We start from the raw sequence: 15,695 nt of genomic DNA, 5'->3' as shown, positions 1-15,695 counted from the left end.
ATTCGACGGCATCAAGCGGCGTTCGTCTGCGTTCTGTCCGGGCGGCTGCGATTCGGGGCGGTTCGTGTCGAGTAATCGCGCGGACCGGCGACGTCCGCGCGAGCGAGATTCCTTGCCATAAGGAACGAGGCTGCGCTGGCAGCCTCGGCTCATGGAGATAAGCGGGGATAATAACTGATCACCCCCTGGTTTGGCCCGTCTGCAAGCCTTCCGTCAGCGTTCGTCGAATGTTTCGCGCGCCCGGCGACCCGCTTGTCCGACCGGCCCACGAGCACATCCCCATGGCACTCACCCACGACGACGTCAGCCGCATCGCCAAACTGGCCCGGCTGCAACTTTCCGGCGACGAGCAGGCCGCCCTGCTGCCCCAGCTCAACGGCTTCTTCTCGATCGTCGAGCAGATGGGCGCGGTCGACACCAGCGGCGTCGATCCCCTCTACACGCCGCTGTCGGCGGTGCAGGAGGTGGCCCTGCGGCTGCGCGAGGACCGCGTCACCGAAACCGACCAGCGCGAGCTCAACCAGCGCAGCGCTCCCGCCGTCGAGGACGGCCTGTTCCTGGTCCCGAAAGTCATCGAATGACCCCGCCCCTCCACCAACTCGGCGTGGCCGAGCTCGGCCGCGCCTTGCGCGCCAAGACCGTCTCCAGCACCGAGCTGACGCAACATCTGCTTGCGCGTGTTGCCGCGACGAAGGATCTCGGCGCCTTCCTGCACATCGACGAAGCCTATGCGCTGTCCCGGGCCAGGGACGCCGACGCGCGGCTGGCGCAGGGCGAGGCCGGCGCGCTGATCGGCGTGCCGCTCGCGCACAAGGACATCTTCGTCACCCGCGACATGCCGACCACGGCCGGCTCGAAGATGCTCGCGGGTTACCTGAGCCCCTTCGACGCGACGGTCGTCGAACGCCTGAACGCCGCCGGCACCGTCTCGCTGGGCAAGCTGAACTGCGACGAGTTCGCGATGGGCTCCGCCAACGAGAACAGCGCCTACTTCAAGGCGCTGAACCCCTGGGACCGCACGCGCGTGCCGGGCGGCTCGTCGGGCGGTTCGGCGGTCGCCGTGGCCGCGGGCCTTGTCCCCGCGACGACCGGCACCGACACCGGCGGCTCGATCCGCCAGCCGGCCAGCTTCTCGGGCATCACCGGCATCAAGCCCACCTACGGCGTGTGCTCGCGCTACGGGATGATCGCGTTCGCCTCCAGCCTGGACCAGGCCGGCGTGTTCGCGCGCTCGGCCGAGGACTGCGCCTTGCTGCTGTCGACGATGAGCGGCTTCGACGAGCGCGACGCCACCAGCGTCCAGCAACCGCCGCAGGACTTCAGCGCGCAGATGCTGACGGCGCGTGAAGGCGCCACCGCGACGCAGCCGCTCAAGGGCCTGCGCATCGGCCTGCCGAAGGAATTCTTCCCGGCGGCGCTGTCCGCCGACGTGAACGGTGCCGTGCGCGCGGGCCTGGCCGAGCTGGAGAAGCTCGGCGCGACGCTGGTGGACGTGTCGCTGCCGCGCACCGAGCTCGCGATCCCGGTCTACTACATCATCGCCCCGGCCGAGGCGAGCTCCAACCTGTCGCGCTTCGACGGCGTGAAGTTCGGGCATCGCGCCAAGGACTACGGCAACCTGATCGACATGTACGAGAAGACCCGCGCCGAAGGCTTCGGCGCCGAGGTCAAGCGCCGGATCATGATCGGCAGCTACGTGCTCTCGCACGGCTACTACGACGCCTACTACCTGCAGGCGCAGAAGCTGCGCCGCATGATCGCGGACGACTTCCAGCAGGCCTTCCAGCACTGCGACCTGATCGCCGGCCCGGTGGCGCCGACGGTCGCGTGGAAGCAGGGCGAGGGCGCGGACGATCCGGTCAAGGCCTACCTCGCCGACATCTTCACGCTGCCCGGCTCGCTGGCCGGCCTGCCCGGCATGAGCGTGCCGGTGGGCAGCGGCGAGGGCGGCATGCCCGTGGGCCTGCAGCTGCTGGGCAACTACTTCAAGGAAGGCACCCTGCTGCATGCCGCGCACGCGCTGCAACAGGCGACCGACTGGCATCGCCAGACGCCGGCGGGGGTGTGAACGTCATGAGCAAGAACAGTCAACTGGTGCGGGGTTACGAGGTCGTCATCGGCCTGGAGAACCACGTCCAACTCTCGACCGAATCGAAGATCTTCAGCGGGTCGTCGACCGCCTTCGGCGCGGCGCCCAACACGCAGGCCAGCGCGGTCGACCTGGCGCTGCCCGGTACGCTGCCGGTGTTGAACCGCGGCGCGGTCGAGCGCGCCATCCGCTTCGGCCTGTCGGTCGGCGCGAAGGTGGCGCCGCTGTCGATTTTCGCCCGCAAGAACTACTTCTATCCGGACCTGCCCAAGGGCTACCAGATCAGCCAGTACGAGATCCCCGTCGTGCAGGGCGGTCACATCGAGTTCTTCGTCGGCGACGAGAAGAAGGTCGTGAAGCTCACCCGCGCGCATCTGGAAGAGGATGCCGGCAAGAGCCTGCACGAGGATTACCACGGCCAGTCGGGCATCGACCTGAACCGCGCCGGCACGCCGCTGCTGGAGATCGTCTCGGAGCCCGAGATGCGCTCCGGCGCCGAGGCCGTCGAATACGCGAAGACGCTGCACGCGCTGGTGATGTGGCTGGGCATCTGCGACGGCAACATGCAGGAGGGCTCGTTCCGCTGCGACGTCAACGTCTCGGTGCGCAAGCCCGGCGCGCCCTTCGGCACGCGCCGCGAGATCAAGAACCTCAACAGCTTCCGCCACCTGGTCGACGCGGTGGACTTCGAGGTCAACTGGCAGATCGACCAGATCGAGGACGGCCTGACGATCCAGCAGGCGACGGTGCTCTACAACGAGAACACCGGCGAGACCCGCGCGATGCGCACGAAGGAGGACGCGGCGGACTACCGCTACTTCCCCGATCCGGACCTGCCGCCGCTGATGATCTCGGCGGACTGGGTGGCGCGCGTGCGCGGCGAGATGCCTGAACTGCCGACCGTGATGGCCGCTCGCTTCCAGGAGGCCGACGGCCTGCCCGCCTACGACGCGACGATGATGACGCAGAGCCTGGCGACGGCGCGCTTCTACGAGGCCGCGCGCGACGGCTGCGGCGCGCCGAAACTCGTGGCGAACTGGGTGATGGGCGAGATCTCGCGCCGGCTCAACTCGGAAGAGCGCAGCATCGACGCCGCGCCGGTCACGCCAGCCTTGCTGGCCGCGCTGATCAAGCGCATCCAGGACGGCACGATCTCCAACAACGCGGCGAAGCAGGTCTTCGAGGCGCTGTGGACGGGCGAAGGCAGCGATGTCGATGCGCTCATCGACGCCAAGGGCCTCAAGCAGATGAGCGACACCGGCGAGCTGGAGCGCATCCTGGACGAGGTGCTCGCGGCCAATGCCAAGTCGGTCGAGGAATTCCGCGCCGGCAAGGAGAAGGCGTTCAACGCGCTCGTCGGTCAGGCGATGAAGGCGACGAAGGGCAAGGCCAATCCGTCGGCCGTCAACGATCTGCTGAAGAAGAAGCTCGGCGCCTGAGCGGACGGGCGGCGGAGGCCCGACGGGCCTCCACGCCGCGCGTCAGCGCCAGCAGCGTCAGCGTCCGCTGGCCGGCGAGGCCTGCACCGGTGGCTTCGCGGCCGCAGGCGCGGGCGGCGATGCGGGCGGCGTCGCGGCCTTCTCCAGCGAGCCCGGCGCCGCGCCGGCCCACAGCCGCTTCAGCCGCGACAGCTCCTCGTCATAGAGCTTGTTGACGCGCACGATCTCGGCCTTCTGGTTGTCGATCGACTCGCGCTGCGCGGCGGCGGCGGCGTCGTTCATGTCGAGCTGATGCTGCAGCTTCATCGGCATGCGCTTGCCCTTGTAGAACTCGGCATCGTCGAGCATCGGCTTGCGCTCGGCGGCGAGCACCTGCAGGCGCTTCTCGGACTGCTGCATCGCCTCGCGGATGTCGTCGAGCGCCGCCTCGCGGGCGCGCTGGTGCGCGGCCTGATCGGCATAGCGCTGCAGCAGGTTCCGGTCGCGACGGACCGCATCCTGCTGGGCGGCGCGCTGGACCTCCTCCATGCGCTTGCGCTGATCGAAGGCCGACTGCTCCTCCGGCGACATCGCCGGCGGCACCATCTTCCGGACCGAACCGTCGGAGTTCAGCACGCGCTGCTCACGCGCCTGGCACTCCGGGATCGGTCGATCGGAAGTCAGCCGGCGGCCATCGGGCGTCGTGCAGGTGTAGATGTTGGGCGGCGGCGCTGCCTTGGTCTGCGCCCAGGCGGCACCCGCCAGCGCGCCGGTCAGCAGCAGACCGGACAGCGCAGCCCCCGCGAAGGATCGGGACAGCAGACGGCGGGAAAGGGAAGCGCGCATCAGACTCCGTAGCGATCTCTGTAGGCATGGACCACCGTCGCGTGAGCGGAGACGGCGGTGCTGCTGGTGGTCTGCAAATACTGCAGCAGGTCCGACAGCCCCGCGATGGCGACGACCGGCAGCTTCAACTGGTCACGCACGTACTGTACCGCCGACCAGGGAAGATCCTGGCCGTTCTCGGCCGCCTTCTCCTGGCGGTCCAGCGCGATGGCGACGCCGCAGGGGGTGGCGCCGGCGGCCTGGATCATCGCGATCGATTCGCGCACCGAGGTGCCGGCGGAGATGACGTCATCGATGATCAGCACGCGGCCCTGGACCTTGGCGCCGACCAGCGTGCCGCCCTCGCCGTGGTCCTTGGCTTCCTTGCGGTTGTAGGCGAAGGGCTTGTTGTGGCCCAGCCGCGCCAGCTCGATCGCGACGGCCGCGGCCAGCGTGATGCCCTTGTAGGCGGGGCCGAAGATCATGTCGAACTCGACGCCCGAGGCCAGCAGCCGCTGCGCGTAGAACTGCGCCAGCCGGCCGATCTTCAGACCGTCGTCGAACAATCCGGCGTTGAAGAAGTACGGGCTCAGACGCCCCGCCTTGGTCTTGAACTCGCCGAAGCGCAGCACGCCGGTGTCCACGGCGAAGGCGACGAATTCCTGGGCCAGGGCGTCCTGGGCATCGGGGTGGGAGGCGGCGGTGGTCATGGCGGCGCGACGTCGAGGCGTGACAGTGAAATTGGGGCGGAATTGTAGGGCGTGGGTCCTGGCGACCTTGGGGGTGACACGACGCGTCATGTCGCCTGAATCCCGCCGTTCAAGCAAGAAGAAGGCCTGCTCCGTCGCCGGTAGCAGGCCTGTTTTTTGCAGGGCGGCCCGCGGCCGCTGTGCTGCGCGAAGCAGCGTGGTTCAGCCGATCAGAAGATCGCCTTGAACTGGACGCCGTAGGTGCGCGGATCGTTGATGAAGCCGGTGTTGTTGTTGAAGTCGATCGCGCCGGTCACACGGATCTGGTCCGTGATGTTGCGGACGAAGCCGGCGACCTCGTACTTGCCGTTGTTCCAGATGTAGCCGGCGCGCAGGCCGCCTTCGGTCAGCGCCTTGCCGGTGAACTCCTTGGCCTCATACAGGAAGAAGTTGACCTTCGAGCGGTAGGCCCAGTCGGTGTAGATGTAGAACTCGTTGCCGGCCGCGGTCGGGATCGAATAGCGCGCGGTCAGGTTGGCGACCCACTTCGGCGCGTTCGGCAGCGGATTGCCGTCGATGCTGTAGTTGGTCGTCGAGCCCGCCACCAGCGGATCCGTCATCGTGCAACCGCCGCCGCAAGCCGGTAGCGACAGCGTGTTGTCGCGGATCTTGGTGTTGTTCAGGCTGCCGCCCAGGGTGATCAGCAGTTGATCGACCGGCAGGACTTCGAGGTTCAGTTCGACGCCGTTGCCTTCAGCCTTCCTGGCGTTCAGCAGACGGTTCGCGTTGTTCTGGCCGCCGACGGCGGTCAGTTGCAGGTCCTTCACGGTGTAGGTGAAGGCGCTGGCCGACAGGCGCGCGCGACGATCCCAGAAGTCCGACTTCACGCCCACTTCGTAGGAAGTGACGTTTTCCGGCGCGGCCTGCGATTGACCCGCGAAGCGCGACGCGCCCTGGACCGACGACGCGCGGAAGCCGGTGGCCACGCGGGCGTAGACGTTGGTCTCGCTGGTCAGCTTGTAGGTGCCCGACACGTCCCAGTTCCACTTGGAGTCGCCGGTGTTGGCCGTGACGCCGGTGGAAGTGTTCAGGTCGGTGTAGTCGCTGGTGACCTTGACGTCCTTCTTGTCGTGGGTGAAGCGCAGGCCGCCACGCAGCTGGAAGTCTTGCGTGACCGCGTAGTTCACCGAGCCGAAGGCCGCCCACGCGGTGTTCTTCTGGTACGTGTCGACGTAGCCGGCGGCGGCGCCGGTCGCGGTCGTGTAGTCGGTGCTGCGCGCGGTGTAGCGCTCGTCGAAGAAGTACAGGCCGCCTTGCCAACGCAGCGGGCCGGCCGCGGCGGATTCGACGCGGAACTCCTGGGTGATCTGGCGGTGGCCGTCCATCGAGCTCGACGACTCCGACGGGAAGGTCGCCTGGCCTTCGTGCGTGTAGGGCTTGGGGCCGAAGTATTCGAAGCCGCCGTCCACGTCGCCGCGGCTGAACGGGCGCACCGACTCGTAGCCGGTGATCGAGTACAGGTTGATCGCGCCCAGGCCCCAGCGCAGGCGGGCGCTGCCGCCGGTGGCGTGCAGGGTCTGCTCGTTGACGCCGTCGGTGTAGGCCTTCTCGGGATCGAAGCCGTCGACCAGGTCGTTGGTGCCGGTCTTGATGATGGAGGAGCGGAACACGCGCGCGCTGCCCTTCAGGTCGCGGCCGTGGAAGTTGAACAGGGCGCTGAAGTCCTTGTGCGGCTGGTACAGCGCCTGCAGGCGCAGGGCGCGGTCGTCGTAGCCCTCGAGCTCACCGGTCTTGCCGGTGGGCACCTGGTTCTTGACCCAGTCGTCGCGATGCTGGATCTGCGCGGAGATGCGGGCGGACCAGTCGCCGGTCAGCGGCACGTTGGCGGCGCCTTCCAGGTTCATCGTCCCGTAGTTGCCGTAGGAGACGTTCAGGTAGCCTTCCTGGCGCTGCGACGGCTTGACGGAATCGAACTTCACGACGCCGGCCGGCGTGTTGCGGCCGTAGAGCGTGCCCTGCGGACCCGCCACCACTTCGACGGCGGCCAGGTCGAAAGCCGGGAAGCCCTTCAGGATCGGGTTCTCCTGGACGACGTCGTCATACACCAGCGAGACCGGCTGCGAGGCGTTCAGGCGGAAGTCGGTGTTGCCGTAGCCGCGGATGTAGAAGCGCGGGAAGGCGCGACCGAAGGACGATTCGATGTTCAGGCTGGGCACGCGACCCGACAGGAAACGCACGTCCTGGCCGGCGGAGTTCAGCACGTCCAGCTTCTCGCCGGAGATCTTGGTGACCGCGTTCGGCACTTCCTTGATGTTCTCGACCCGGCGCTCGGCGGTGATGGTCACCGTCTCGAGCTGACCCTTTTCCTTGGTGGACGCGTCGGCGGCTTCCTGGGCCATCACGGGCCAGGCGAGCAGGGCGAGCGAGACGGCCACGGCGGCCTCGCGCAGGGCCGGAACGGCAGCGCGCTGGGTGGCAGATCGATTCATGGGGAGTACTCCGGGGAAGGATGGGGAACCGGGGGCGACGCCTGCGACTTCGATCGATAAACCGGCGTCACAGGCAGCAAAAATGTGGCGCGGGTTGGCGCGGTGGACGCGAATCTAGCAAGTTCGTCATAAAGCCGTCACCCTAGGCACCATGACGGTGCGTTTTCTGTTGCCCAAACACAGCACCCGCTCGCGTGTCGCCCGAATGGGCGTCGTCGGCGCACGGCCCGGGCGCTACGTGGTGCACCGCGTTCCCCCATCCGGATGAGTACGCGCCCTCCTAGGGAGGTCTCGATTCCCCCGCTGCTGCCAACTTCGGAACGGGGCTTTGCGATACTGCCGCCCTCTTCCAGGGTCACCCGTCCACCGCCCATGCGCTTCATCACCCTCAACCTCAACGGCATCCGCTCGGCCGCCACCAAGGGCGTCTTCGACTGGCTGCCGCCGCAGCAGGCCGACGTGGTCGGCGTGCAGGAACTCAAGGCGCAAGCCGACATCGTGGAGTCCCAGTTCGCGGGCTACGACACCCTCACCGGGCACTTCCACTACGCGCAGAAGAAGGGCTACTCGGGCGTCGGCCTCTACACCAAGGAGATGCCCAGCGACGTGATCGTCGGCTTCGGCAGCAACGAGTTCGACAACGAAGGCCGCTGGATCGAGAAGCGCTTCGACAAGCCCGGACGCAAGCTCAGCCTCATCAGCTGCTACTTCCCCAGCGGCTCCAGCGGCGAGGAGCGCCAGGCCGCGAAGTTCCGCTTCCTGGCGGAGATGTACCCCTACCTGATGGCCCTGCGCGCAGAGCGCGAGTTCATCCTCGTGGCCGACGTCAACATCGCCCACAAGGAGATCGACCTGAAGAACTGGAAGGGCAACCGGAAGAACAGCGGCTTCCTGCCCGAGGAACGCGACTGGATGACCCGCCTGCTCGAGAAGGACATCGGGCTGGTCGACGTCTTCCGTCTGCTCAACGACAAGCCCGATCAGTACACCTGGTGGAGCAACCGCGGCCAGGCCTGGGCGAAGAACGTGGGGTGGCGCCTGGACTACCACCTGGCGACGCCCGGCATGGCCCATCTGGCCACGCGCGAGGCCATCTACCTCGACCAGCGATTCAGCGACCACGCGCCGCTGACGATCGACTACGACTTCAAGTTCTGAGTTCGCGGCGGCTTCTTCTTTGACTGCGCCAGCCGACGCTGCCGGCGCCCCTCGCCGCTCAATCGCCTCCTCACGCTCGGCATTCGCTCTGAGGGGCGCCGGCAGCGCCGGCTTCGGATAGAGGGGCGCGGTCGAGAGGCGCGGTCGAGAGGTGTCGTCGAGGGGGCTCAGTCGACCTTGGCGCCGGATACCTTCACGACCTTGGCCCACTTGGCCGTCTCGCGGGCAATGAGCGCGGCGAACTCGGCGCTCGTGCCGCCGCCGGGGACCGCGCCCTGCGCAGCCATGCGCTCCTTCATCACGGGCGTCGCCAAGGCCTTCGCCACCTCGCGCTGCACCCGCGCGACCTGATCGGCAGGCTGGGAGATCGGCGCCAGCAGTCCGAACCACGACGTGGCCTCGAAGGCCTTCAGCTCCGGCACGCCGCTCTCGGCGATCGTCGGCAGGTCAGGCAGCGCCTCGCTGCGCTTCGCGCTGGTCACGGCGATGGCCTTCAACTTGCCCGACTTGATGTGCGGCAGTGCCGAGGGCAGGTTGTCGAACATCAGGTCCATGTTCCCACCCATCAAGTCCAGCAAGGCCGGACCGGAACCGCGGTAGGGGAAGTGGATCATGTAGGTGCCGGTCAGGCTCTTGAACAGTTCGCCCGCCAGATGGATGGAGGTGCCGTTGCCGCTGGAGCACATGTTCAGCTTGCCCGGGTTGGCCTTGGCGACACGCGCGAGATCGGCGACGCTGTTGATGCCGTACTTCTGCGCATTCGCCGGGTTCATCACCAGCACGTTCGGCACCGCCGCGACCAGCGTGATCGGCGCGAAGTCCTTGACCGGATCGAAAGGCATCTTCGGATACAGCGACTGGTTGATCGCATGCGTGCCCACCGTGCCCATCAGCAGCGAATGCCCGTCGGTCGCATGCGCCACGTCGGCCGAGCCGGTGTTGCCGCCCGCGCCGGGCTTGTTCTCGACGATGACCGGCTGGCCGAGCGCCTTCTGCAGCTCGGGCGCCATCGCGCGCGCCATGAGGTCGGTGGTGCCGGCCGGCGGGAAGGGCACGACGATGCGCAGCGGGCGGGAGGGCCAGGTCGATTGCGCGCGGACGAATTCGGGCAACCAGACAGTGGACGACAGCGCGAGCAACGCGCGGCGGTTCAAGCTCATGGGGCGTCTCCGATGTTGTGATCTTGGCCGCCCCAGTATGGGCGACTAGTCGGCGCCGGAGACCTCGGGGGATTCCGGACCCAGGAGGGTCTGGAGTTGCACGCGCTCCGAGCTGCAGGCGGCATCGAAGTCGGCCTCGATCTGGATCAGCGCCTGCGCGTCGCCCGCCTCGACGGTGACGATGCCGCGCGCCCGGTTGCGGCCTTGCGACTTGGCCGTGTAGAGCGCCATGTCGGCCCAGTTGACCGCCTGTTCCCAATGCAGCGCCAGCTGCGCCGGCGGCAGCGGGAAATGCGCGAAGCCGATCGAGCAGGTCACGCGCAGCGACCCGGCGGCGGTGGGGATGGTCTCGCCGCCGACGATGAACAGGATGCGCTCGGCCAGCAGCTGCAGCTGGTCCGGCGCGACGTTGCGCGCGAAGACCAGGAATTCCTCGCCGCCCCAGCGCACCACCAGGTCCTCGGCCCGCACCGCCTGCGCGATGCGGCGCGAGACCTCGATGATCACGGCGTCGCCGGCCGCGTGGCCGTGCCGGTCGTTGACGTGCTTGAAGTGATCGATGTCGATCATCAGCAGCGCGCCGGTGAACATGTCCTTCGCATGGCGGTCCATGACCGCGAGGAAGTGACGGCGGTTGGCAAGATCCGTCAGCGGATCGCGCTCGCTCTGCGCGCGCAACAGGCTCTGGTTGGCCTTCAGCTTGCGGTTGGCGTCGCGCACGCGGGCGAGCATCACGCCCATCAGGATCAGCGACAGCCCCAGCAAGGTCGCCAGCCCGACGCCGACGTACTGCGCCAGGCGACGGTTGCCGAGTTCCCTGTCCTTGAGCGTCTGCTCCCGGCGCAGCAGCTCGAGGTCACGCTGCTTGGCCTCGCTGTCGTACTTCAGCCGCAGCTGCTGCAGCGAGGATTCGCGGTTGCGCCGCGCCGTGTCCGCGCTCAGCGCGCGCTCCTCGTGATACAGCCGCAACGCCTCCTTCGCCTGGCCGACCTTGGCGTAGGCCTCGCCCAGTTCCCGCAACTGCAACGCGCGGCGCACGGGATCGAAGTCGCCCTGGGCCATCTCGAGGACGCGGGCGATCTCGCGCCGCGCCGGCTCGAACTGGCGCTGCTGGACGAGCGCGACCGAGAGGTTGTGCCGCAGCGTGCGTTCCACGGTCTGGTCGTTGTAGGACTGCACGACCGGCAGCGCCAGACGCGCGAGCTGCACGGCCTTGGCGGGCTGGTCGGTGTGGATGTAGGCGTCGAGCAGGTTGTTCTGCAGCAGCGCCACGTCGCGGCGCCCGCCCGACTGCTCGGCCAGCCTCAACGCGTCTTCCAGCGCGGCGAGCTGGGCCGTCCGGTCCCCGCGCCGCGAGGCGACCATCGACTCGACCATCTTCGCGCGGCTCATCGCCGAGATGTCCCCCTGCGCGAGCTGCCAGGCCTGGGCCATCCACTGCTGCGCCGCGGCGGACTCGTCCCGGACCTGGCTGTTGACCGCCAGCGACCCCATCATCGTGCCGGACGCGCTGTGGTCCTGGATCGCCTGCGCCAGGGACAGCGCCCGCCGCAACGAGGCTTCGGCAAACGCATATTCGCCGCGCGCGCCCTGCGCGCGGGCGACCAGACGCAAGGCCTGGATCATGACGCGCGCGTCGCAGCCGGGAGGAACCGCCGACGTCGATGCAGGCGAACAGGCGGGCGACAACTCGTCCACCGCCAGCTGCGCCATCTCGCCGGAGCGGCCGGTCTGGCCCTGCCGGTCCTGCAGCTCGGCCAGCAGCATGCGCGACAGCGGTCGCCCGCCGGGCCGCGACTCGAGCTCGCCGGCGATGCGGCGCACGTCCTCGGGACGTCCCGCCTGGACGGCGTTGCGGCCCAGCGTGTATTCGATGTGCAACCGATGGCTGGCGTGGGCGGGGTCGGCCAACAGCAGCCGCAGTTGCTGCGCCGCCTTCTCCGGCTCGTTGTAGCCGAAGCGGTCCAGCTGCGCGAGCTGCGCATCCAGCGCGCGGTCGGGGATGTCCGCGCGCGCCGGCATCGCCGCGCCCAGGGCCAGTCCCAGCAGGGCGATCGTCAGCAGGGCGCGCACCCGTGTCGTCATGCGCGGGGCTCCTGCGTGGGTCCGAGCAGGCTGACGAGCTGCACCTGCCCCTGGTGCCAGGCGGACTCGATGCGGCCGGCCAGCGCCAGCAGCTGGTCGCGATCGCGGGCCTGCATGGCCGCGACGCCGTAGGCCTTGTTGCGGCCGTGCGCCTTGGCCATGTACATCACGGTGTCGACGAGGTCGATGGCCCGCTCCCATTCCAGCGTCAGGTCTTGCGGCGCCATCGGGAAGCTCGCGAAGCCGATGGACGCGCTGATCGGGATGCGCAGCGGCCCGTGGTCGACCGGCTGGCCGCCCATCTGGTCCAGCAGCCGCTGGCCGAGCTGGCGCGCGTCCTCGGTGGCCTCGGAGTTCACCAGGATCAGGAACTCCTCGCCGCCCCAGCGCACGACCAGGTCCTGCTCGCGCAACACGCCGCGCAGGCGGCGCGCGACTTCGACCAGCACCGTGTCGCCGGCCGCATGGCCCCATTGGTCGTTGATGCGCTTGAAGTGGTCGATGTCGATCAGGAACAGGCTGCCGCGCAGCCCGCCGTCGCGCGTGCGTTGCGCGACGGCCTGCTGGAAGTGGCGCCGGTTGGCGAGCCCCGTCAGCGGATCGCGCTCGCTCTGCACGCGCAGCGATTCGTTGGTCTGCGCCAGCGCCGCATTCGTGCGGCGGATGCGCCGGTAGGCCAGGGCCAGCAAGGCGCCCGACAGCAGCACGCAACCGCCGACCTCCGCCCACAGCTTCAGCTGCAGGTCGCGCGTGCGGATCTGCTCGGCCTTGAGGCTGTTGTCCTGGTTGAGCAGCCGGATCTCGCGCTGGCGCTGCTGGTCCTCGAAACGCGCCTGCGCCTCGAGCACCGTGCGGCGGGTCTCGTCGCGCAGCACCTCGTCGAACTCCTTGCGCGACTGATGGAAGGCCTCGATCGCGCCCGGCAGATCGTCGAACTTCTCGAGGTAGGTGCCCAGCTCCAGCCAGGACTCGGCGGTGTAGCTGCCGGCCTCGCGCTGGGCGTCCATCGTGATGGCCTGCAGCACGTCGCGCTTGCCCTCCTCCAGCTTGCGCAGCCCGATCTTGGCGATCCCCGAGTTGTGCCGCGCCAGGATCTCGGTGGAGATGTCGCCGGTCTCGTGCGCCAGTGCCAGGCTTTGCGTGGACATCTCCAGCGCCCGGGCGTAGTTGCCGCTGCGCAGCTCGTAGTCCGCGAGGTTGCCCAGGGCCAGGGCCTGCAGGCCCGGCGCCTGCGCCTCGCGCGCGTACTGCAGCGCCTGTTCGCGGGCCTGCTGGCTGAGCTTCGGATCCTCGTCCTGCGAGTACACGATGCCCAGGATGGTGTGGACCGAGTACAGCAGCACCGGATCGGGATCCTGCTGCGCGGTCTGGAGCGCCTCCCGCGCCGTGCGCTTGGCGTGGTCGACCTGCTGGCTGCGGAAATAGTTGAAGGCGAGCGTGGCCTCGGTGGCCGCGGCACGCCAGCGCGATTCCATCGCGCGCGCCTGTTCCAGCGCCTTCAGTCCGCTCTCGACCGCCGCGTCGACCTCGCCGTAGTCGCCCTGCATGTAGGCCCGCAGTTCGGTCGCCCGCCACATCAGGCGCCGGTCGGCGGTCGCGGCGTCGATGTCGGACAGCCCGCCCAGCAGGCGCACCCCGGCGCCGAGTTCGCCGTTGGCCTTCAGCCACTGCGCGCGTGCCAGCATCAGCGCCAGCGGGATCTGCGCCCGCGTCGGCGCGGCCTCCGGCCAGGCCTTCATCGCTTCGAGCGCCGCCTCATGGCCGCTGCGATCGCGCAGCTGCGCGAGCAGCGCGGCGCGTTGGCTCAGCGCTTCCAGCCGTTCGGCGCTGCCCACCGCGGCGCGTGTCTCGATCGCCTGCAGCTCGCGCACGTGATCGCGCGGATGCGCCTGTCCGACGCGCTCCTGCTGTTCGAGCTCGGCCTGCAGCGCCCGGTCCTGCACCGCCGGCGCGGCCGAGACGGCGGACCCGCGCGATCCGGCGCCGTCTCCCGGGCCGCAACCGGACAGCAGCGGCACCCCCAGGCTCAAGGCGAGCGCGAGGGCCACGGCGCGGAGTTCCGAAGGCGTGAGGGGCATGAAGACCGAGGGTCAGTCCGTGCGGCCGCGCCGGAGCAGCGCGTGCAGCAGGATGGCGCCGAAGGTGGCAGTTCCGATGCCGCCCAGCGTAAACCCACCCAGCTTCAACGTGAAGTCGCCGGTGCCGATCACCAGCGTGATCGCGGCCACCATCAGGTTGCGCGGGTCGCGGAAGTCGACCTGATGGTCGACCCAGATGCGGGCGCCGGCGATCGCGATCAGACCGAACACCACGATGCTGACGCCGCCCATCACCGCCAGCGGGATGGCCTGGATCAGGGCGCCGAACTTCGGCGAGAAACCGAGGGCGAGCGCCATCAGGGCCGCGAAGACGAAGACCGCCGTCGAGTAGATGCGCGTCGCGGCCATGACGCCGATGTTCTCGGCATAGGTCGTGACGCCGGTGCCGCCGACGGCGCCGCTGGCGATCGTCGCCAGGCCGTCGCCGATGAAGGCGCGGCCGAGGAAGGGCGTCATGTCGCGGCCCGTCATCGCGCCGACCGCCTTCAGGTGGCCGAGGTTCTCGGCCACCAGGATCAGCGCGACCGGCGCGATCATCAGCATCGCGGCGCCGTCGAAGGCCGGCGCATGGAACTGCGGCAGGCCGATCCACGCCGCCGCCGCGACCTTGGACAGGTCGATCGGCGCGCCCAGGCCGAAGCCGTTGGTCAGCAGCGCGTAGATCAGGCTGGCCTGGATCAGGCCGGCGAGGATCAGCAGGCGCTGCAGCATGCCGCGCGCGTAGATCGCGACCACGGCGACGCTGACGAAGGTCGCCGCCTGCATCCAGGCGTCGAAGGCCGTGGGCGCCATGTTCTTGATCGGCACCGACGCGAGGTTGAGGCCGATCACCGCGACCACCGCGCCCGTGACCACCGGCGGCATCAGCTTCTCGACCCAGCCGCTGCCGGTGGCCGACACCAGCAGGCCGATGGCGGTGTACAGCACGCCGCAGGCGATGATGCCGCCCAGGGCCAGCGGCAGGTTGGGATTGGGACCGCTGCCGGCATACCCGGTCGCGGCGATGACCACGCCGATGAACGCGAAGCTCGAGCCCAGATAGCTCGGCACGCGGCCTCCGGTCAGGAAGAAGAACAGCAAGGTGCCCACGCCGCTCATCAGCACGGCGACGTTGGGATCGAAGCCCATCAGCAGCGGCGCCAGCACGGTGGCGCCGAACATGGCGATCACGTGTTGCAGGCCGAGCGCCGCGGTCTGCGGCCAGGACAGGCGTTCATCGGGGGCAATCGCCTTCTCGGGGCCGACGGTCACGGGCCGCCAGCGCATCAACCACGCCATGGACTTTCCTCAATGGGACAAGCCATCGAGTGTAAGGAGCGCACATGGCATCGCCACTCCGGCTTATCCCGTGACCGGGTGGCCCGATGGCCACGCGCGCCGATGCGATGCGCGATCTGCGCTCAGCCGCCGTCGCGCGGCGGTCGACGTTCAACGCTCAGCACGCGTTGGCACGCGCTCAGGACGCGCTCAGAACAGCACCATGTCGCGGTTGCGACGCGGCAGTTGCTGCAGCAGGCGTCGCCACGAGGCCCAGGCGCGCCAGACGGCGCCGCCGAACAGCAGGCTCAGGATCAACAGGATGGTCATGACGGCACTCCTCGATACGCGCGGACGCGTCGAACGATTTCGCACGATCGTGCGAAGTTTGTGGAAACGACAGGGCCGATGCGCGTCATGGCGTCG

Annotated in this window: 11 protein-coding genes; 4 read left to right on the top strand and 7 right to left on the bottom strand. The window is 68.8% G+C overall.

Annotated elements, in window-relative coordinates; all coding sequences use genetic code 11:
- Positions 1-281: 281 nt before the first annotated feature.
- From gatC to gatB, 3 genes are read left to right on the top strand one after another with little or no spacing between them, the layout of a single operon-like run.
- Positions 282-581 carry an Asp-tRNA(Asn)/Glu-tRNA(Gln) amidotransferase subunit GatC gene (gatC, locus tag AC07O8_RS03200; protein ID WP_297524437.1) on the top strand — a complete coding sequence of 100 codons (300 nt, stop codon included), beginning with the start codon at positions 282-284 and terminating at the stop codon, positions 579-581.
- Positions 578-2,068, top strand: coding sequence for an Asp-tRNA(Asn)/Glu-tRNA(Gln) amidotransferase subunit GatA (gene gatA / locus AC07O8_RS03195; protein ID WP_495046658.1), 1,491 nt, complete (start codon positions 578-580; stop codon positions 2,066-2,068). The genes gatC and gatA overlap by 4 nt, the downstream gene beginning before the upstream one ends.
- Before the next feature lie 5 nt (positions 2,069-2,073).
- Positions 2,074-3,528, top strand: a complete 1,455-nt coding sequence (gene gatB / locus AC07O8_RS03190; RefSeq protein WP_495046657.1) for an Asp-tRNA(Asn)/Glu-tRNA(Gln) amidotransferase subunit GatB — start codon at positions 2,074-2,076, stop codon at positions 3,526-3,528.
- A 57-nt stretch (positions 3,529-3,585) separates the two neighbouring features.
- Here the strand turns inward: gatB and AC07O8_RS03185 are convergent, their stop codons facing one another.
- The 3 genes from AC07O8_RS03185 to AC07O8_RS03175 form a co-directional block, all read right to left on the bottom strand.
- Positions 3,586-4,353 carry a hypothetical protein gene (locus tag AC07O8_RS03185; RefSeq protein ID WP_495046656.1) on the bottom strand — a complete coding sequence of 256 codons (768 nt, stop codon included), beginning with the start codon at positions 4,351-4,353 and terminating at the stop codon, positions 3,586-3,588.
- Positions 4,353-5,042, bottom strand: coding sequence for an orotate phosphoribosyltransferase (gene pyrE / locus AC07O8_RS03180; RefSeq protein WP_495046655.1), 690 nt, complete (start codon positions 5,040-5,042; stop codon positions 4,353-4,355). Before pyrE ends, AC07O8_RS03185 begins: the two co-directional genes overlap by 1 nt.
- 209 nt (positions 5,043-5,251) lie before the next feature.
- On the bottom strand, positions 5,252-7,510 hold the full coding sequence (locus AC07O8_RS03175; RefSeq protein WP_495046654.1) for a TonB-dependent receptor: 2,259 nt from the start codon (positions 7,508-7,510) through the stop codon (positions 5,252-5,254).
- Between the two features lie 372 nt (positions 7,511-7,882).
- Here AC07O8_RS03175 and AC07O8_RS03170 point away from each other — a divergent pair, with 372 nt between their 5' ends.
- The gene (locus tag AC07O8_RS03170) at positions 7,883-8,668 is read left to right on the top strand and encodes an exodeoxyribonuclease III (RefSeq protein ID WP_495046653.1); all 786 of its coding nucleotides are present in this window, start codon (positions 7,883-7,885) and stop codon (positions 8,666-8,668) included.
- Positions 8,669-8,835: 167 nt separating this feature from the next.
- On the opposite strand, the gene AC07O8_RS03165 is transcribed toward AC07O8_RS03170, so the two are convergent.
- Genes AC07O8_RS03165 through AC07O8_RS03150 form a run of 4 tightly spaced genes read right to left on the bottom strand, consistent with a single transcriptional unit; the run spans position 8,836 to position 15,290 of the window.
- Entirely contained in the window at positions 8,836-9,828 is a 993-nt protein-coding gene (locus tag AC07O8_RS03165) for a Bug family tripartite tricarboxylate transporter substrate binding protein (RefSeq protein WP_495046652.1), read from the bottom strand.
- 45 nt (positions 9,829-9,873) lie between these two features.
- Entirely contained in the window at positions 9,874-11,913 is a 2,040-nt protein-coding gene (locus AC07O8_RS03160) for a GGDEF domain-containing protein (RefSeq protein ID WP_495046651.1), read from the bottom strand.
- A complete protein-coding gene (locus AC07O8_RS03155) occupies positions 11,910-13,961 on the bottom strand; it encodes a GGDEF domain-containing protein (RefSeq protein WP_495046650.1) in 2,052 nt (683 codons plus the stop codon). The genes AC07O8_RS03160 and AC07O8_RS03155 overlap by 4 nt, the downstream gene beginning before the upstream one ends.
- A 42-nt stretch (positions 13,962-14,003) precedes the next feature.
- Positions 14,004-15,290, bottom strand: coding sequence for a solute carrier family 23 protein (locus AC07O8_RS03150; RefSeq protein WP_495046649.1), 1,287 nt, complete (start codon positions 15,288-15,290; stop codon positions 14,004-14,006).
- Between the last annotated feature and the right edge of the window lie 405 nt (positions 15,291-15,695).

The sequence above is a fragment of the Roseateles sp. GW821-FHT09G09 genome, from assembly GCF_059415965.1.
The sequence above is the reverse complement of the archived record's forward strand: the minus strand, read 5'-3'. Positions and strand labels throughout refer to the sequence as shown.